The sequence below is a fragment of the Mycobacterium sp. genome, assembly GCF_036488105.1.
GTDB lineage: Bacteria > Actinomycetota > Actinomycetes > Mycobacteriales > Mycobacteriaceae > Mycobacterium.
Map to the genome: position 1 here is coordinate 1 of NZ_DASXHW010000565.1, position 4,967 is coordinate 4,967.

The 4,967-nt window shown below is 48.8% G+C and carries 3 protein-coding genes; 1 reads left to right on the top strand and 2 read right to left on the bottom strand.

Annotation, left to right across the window (positions count from 1 at the left end; translation table 11 throughout):
• A partial coding sequence (locus tag VGH54_RS29740) for a hypothetical protein (protein ID WP_331515774.1) occupies positions 1-1,224 on the bottom strand: 1,224 nt, incomplete at its 3' end.
• A gap of 14 nt (positions 1,225-1,238) precedes the next feature.
• On the opposite strand from VGH54_RS29740, the gene VGH54_RS29745 reads away from it, so the two are divergent.
• Positions 1,239-1,424, top strand: coding sequence for a hypothetical protein (locus tag VGH54_RS29745; protein ID WP_331515775.1), 186 nt, complete (start codon positions 1,239-1,241; stop codon positions 1,422-1,424).
• A 306-nt stretch (positions 1,425-1,730) separates the two neighbouring features.
• On the opposite strand, the gene VGH54_RS29750 is transcribed toward VGH54_RS29745, so the two are convergent.
• Positions 1,731-4,883, bottom strand: coding sequence for a reverse transcriptase domain-containing protein (locus VGH54_RS29750; protein ID WP_331515776.1), 3,153 nt, complete (start codon positions 4,881-4,883; stop codon positions 1,731-1,733).
• Positions 4,884-4,967: the final 84 nt, after the last annotated feature.

The window sequence follows — 4,967 nt, forward strand, 5'->3', positions numbered from 1 at the left end:
CAAGGCCACATTATTTTCTCCCACTGAAGCGGTAAACAGTGTCTGGTTTGAACGCATGAAGTGCATAGTATCAGCGTCGATCAGAACTTGAAACCTGTGCTTCCTAGTGATAGTAAGAACCGATAATAGATTCTCAGCGAGAGCAGGCACATGTAGGACGTTGGTAAAGACAATTGGGGAAAGTACAAGTCCTTGTTTTACAGGGAGAAACTCAACCGAACCGATTCCAGCAGCTCTGACAATCTCATGGTTTGCAACACGAATTAGGACTTGACTGGGACGATAGTCTTTAAACCAGTCTCGTCTGGGGGTCATATGACTAGTGGCCCCTGTGTCTGCATTCCAGAAGTCAGAGACTGAGGTATTGGAGGGAGAGGAACGAGTACTTGCAGCACCAGCAGATTCTGTAGGTTGAGGATCAACCTCTTTAGCCGCATTAGCTCTGCCTTTGCCTTTCTTCTTTGCCTTAGTCTTGTTCTGCGCTTCCTGAGACGCTTCTTTGAATTTGAAGCAGTTCTCCACCACATGCGAGCCAGACAGGCCGCAGAATGTGCAGTGGAGGTCAGGGGAAGCAGCAGACGACGTAGGGAAGCGAGAATGGGCAGCTACTGATGCAGCAGCGACCTGGGAGGCTCCAGTGACACGCAGCTCTTCGTTTTTAATTGCATCCTCAACCTTGCCAATGGACAAAGTGTCCTGGGCGAGAAGGGAGGTAGCAAGCGCAGTGTATGGAGTGCCTCTGAGCAGAGTGTAGACACCTAGCTCTTCAACCAGAGTTGCAAGCGAGTAGTCTTTTGCAGGCATAGCAGCTAACAGGACGTTCTGAGCGTCTCTAACCCGAGCCATAAAGGCAGAAGCAGTCTCATCTGAAGACATAGACAATGTGACAAGACTAGAGATGGCATTATGCCTAGAGGCGAACACAGAGCTCCCAAAACGCGATTCTAGGGCGTCAAGCATAGCTTTAGCTGAATCTTTATGCGCTTTTATCTCCCCCCTGAGCTGGGGTGAGACTGAGAGGTAGATGAGTCCAGCCGCTTTCTCACAGCCAGTAACATGCTCCCGGTGAGATTTAGGATCAGAAGTCGAAGGAGGCAAAGCAGAGATATGGCTCCAGAGTCCATCCTTCTTTAAGAGAGCTTCAATATTATCTCTCCAGTCCGAATAGTTCGCAGTAGTCAGCTGGGGAACGTCCCAGTGCGACGAAGACGAAGAGGGCGACATAGAGAGAGAAGAGAGTGATAGATGATGAGGAGAAGTCCAAAGACGATGAGGAGAGACTAAAAGTCGATGAGGAGAGACAAAAGGTCGATGAGGAGAGACCAAAAGTCAATGAAAGACAAAAGTCGATGAGGAGAGACAAAAAGTCGATGAGGAGAGACCAAAGGTCGATGAGGAGAGAGCTAGATCGATTCCTGAGCTAAGTTCGAAGCAGTAAGGCCCATAACCTGTTAAAGGAGCTGGAAGCGAACAGACTCAGAGGGGAAAACCGATGGGGATTCGAGTCTAGCTACTGGGGTACTTATATACATGTAGCAGACAAAAGAGAGAAGAAGCGACACAGAGGAACAAGTACTATGTGGTTAGGACGAGGACGATGTGGTTAGGAATAGGACGATGTGGTCAGGAATAGGACGATGTGGTTAGGAATAGGATGATGTGGTTAGGATTGTAAAGAAAGAAAAAACGAAGATAGAGTGCCATGGAACACATCCTTTAACACTCCCACTTCACGACAAGGCATGTCTACGCAAGCCAAGCAAGTGACACATCTTCTCATGCAGAGTTCGCTCCAATGGCTTCGTCAGGATATCAGCAGTCATCGTATCAGTCGGCACATATTCCAGACTGAAGGTCCGATCCTCTACTTGCTCTCGCAGCCAGTGATACTTCGTATTCAAGTGTTTCATGCGACTGTGGTGTTCGGGATTCTTCCCTACTTTAATCGCAGACTGATTGTCCATGTACAGAGCGGTTGCAGACTTCTGGGGATAGCCAAGTTCCTCCAGGAAACTGCGAAACCAGACTCCTTCAGATCCAGCTTCATTAGCAGCGATATACTCGGCTTCAGTAGTAGATTTCGCAACGACAGGCTGTCTGCGGCTAGCCCAAGAGACGAGAGACGTCCCAACAAAAGCAGCATATCCACTAGTAGAGCGAGCGCTGTCTAGATCACCAGCATAGTCTGCATCGGAATAAACATCCAGCTTAATATCAGATTTGCCACCATATTGCAGCATAAGGTCTCTAGTGCCTTGTAAGTATCGAAAAACGCGCTGGCATTGCTGCCAATGGATACGGCCTGGATTGGAGTTGAATCGACTCAGAGCTCCCACTGCATATGCAATGTCTGGGCGAGTACCAACAGACAGATACATCAGGCTTCCAACAGCGCTCAGATACGGCACAGAACGCATATACGCAGTCTCTTCAGGAGTATCTGGACTGTCATCGTTAGAGAGAGTCACAGACTTATCCAGAGGCGTAGAGACAGGTCGACAGTTCGTCATATTATGCTTAGCAAGGACGTCATCGATGTGCTTAGCCTGAGAGAGATATATGAGGCGTTTGGAGCGATCACGGATCACCTGGATGCCTAGGATGTAATGCAGAGGACCTAAGTCTCGCATTTTGAACTTGCGCTGTAATTCCGCCTTGATAGAATCCATCAGAGGGCGTCCAGTAGCAGCAAGTGTCAAGTCATCGACAAAGACAGGGATCATAATACGTTGACCATCCTTAGCCCATACATAGATGCAGTTATCGCTCTGAATGCGCCGGAAGCCAAGTTGTATAAAGGTCTCATTAAGCTTATGATACCATTGTCTTGGACTTTGCTTTAGACCATAGAGCGACTTCTTAAGACGACACACAAGGTGTTCCTTGCCTGGCACAGCAAACCCTTCTGGTTGAGTCATAAAGATCTCTTCCTCCAGGTCGCCATTTAGGAAGGCAGAAGATATGTCCATCGAATCGAGCTCAAGGTCTTCCATAGCAGCCACAGCAATAATAGTACGAAGCGAGCCAAACTTGACAACCGGTGCAAAGGTCTCAGTGTAGTCTAAATGTGGCTTTTGGGCGAAGCCCTTAGCCACTAGACGAGCCTTATATCGCTCAACAGAGCCATCAGCATTGTACTTGATCCGGAACACCCAGCCACAGCCAATAGGCTTACGATTAGGTGGGCATTCAGCAAGATCCCACACTCCATGTTCTAGGAGCGCAGAGTACTCGGATTTAGCAGCTTCCTGCCACAAGGGCGCATCATCTCTCTGGAGAGCGTCATGGAGCGTTCTCGGCTCATTTCCAGAGGTGAGGAAAGCATACTCAACCAGCTCTTGGTCAGAGAGAGCACGCTCAGCAGCACAATTTGCGATATGCATGGCAGTGTCTACATCCGAGCCAGAGTGTTGTGCTTGATCCGAAGCATCAGGTACTGGAGCAGGAGCACGCTGTCTATCCTTAGGAAGCTTCCAATACTCAACAGGCGCTTTCCTAGCTCGACTGGAGCGTCGGAGGTTGCTTGGAGGATCAGGAGTGTTTCTAGGAGTCGACGCAGCATCAGTCTCAGGAGCAGGCGATGCAGAAGGCGAGGGTATCCAGGATGAGCCAGAATTCAGGGACCCAGCATTGGGTGCAGTATGAGAACCAGGAGCAATCGAATGCGAAGAGGAACCAGGATCAGGAAACTGAGACAAAGACGATGAGGGAGAATCATCAGAATCGGAATCAGAGTCAGAATCATCAGAATCAGAGCTAGTGTCGAAATTAAAAGTTGGGAGAGAGCCAGAGGCACTGGAGTCCTTCCCCCCTGCATCTGGCGTCGACGCAAGAGGCTCATAAGCAGGCCCAGCTCCTCCACCAATACTTATACCTGGCAGCTCTGATTCCACAAAGACGACATCTCGGCTAATTATGACCTTCTTGGTCACAGGATTGTAGCACTTCCAGCCTCGATATTCGAGAGGATAACCGATGAAGATACAGTGTTCCGACTTAGGCTGGAGTCCTTTGCGCTTGTCTCGTTGCACATGGACATAAGCTCGACAGCCAAAAACGCGGAGATGATCAACAGTAGGTTTCCGATGAAGGAAGGCTTCAAAAGGGGTCTTATCCTTCAGAACAGAGGTAGGCGATAGATTCAAGACATGTAGGAAGCAGCTAAGAGCTTCTCCCCAAAATGACGCAGGGAGATGAGCATCAGCAAGTAAGCATGCAGTTCCTTCGTCTAGAAGAGCATTGGTTCGCTCAGCCACACCATTCTGTTGAGGAGTAGCCCGAGTAGTATGTTGCCGCTCTATACCTCGCTCTAGCATGTATTTCTCCCAGTCATTAGACATATATTCACCACCTTTATCGTCTCTAAGAGCCTTTAGCTTGAGACCAGTCTGCTTCTCTGCCCAAGCATGATAGAGCTTAAAGGCATCAAAGGCGTCGCTTTTCTTCTTTAGAAGATAGATGCGCCTGAAGCGAGACATGTCATCAATGAAGCTAATCCAGTATCGATAGCCAGACTGAGTCGAAACTGGCAGAGGTCCATGAAGGTCCGAATGCACTAGTTCCAAGAGCTCAGAGCGACGAGTACCAGTATGGCTGAAAGGGAAGCGTTTCTGCTTTCCATCAAGACAAGATACGCAAAGGGGCGATTGAGCTGGGAGTTGTACAGCGAGTGAGTCAACCATATTCTCTTTAGCCAGCCTAGAGAGTCGATCATGCCCGAGATGGCCAAGACGCTTATGCCAGATCTCATAGGGTACAGACGACGAGGCAGCAGAGGCAGAGTGAGATGGTAGAGAGTTAGGCTGAATCTGAGTCTTTCCATCAAGCAAGGCCACATTATTTTCTCCCACTGAAGCGGTAAACAGTGTCTGGTTTGAACGCATGAAGTGCATAGTATCAGCGTCGATCAGAACTTGAAACCTGTGCTTCCTAGTGATAGTAAGAACCGATAATAGATTCTCAGCGAG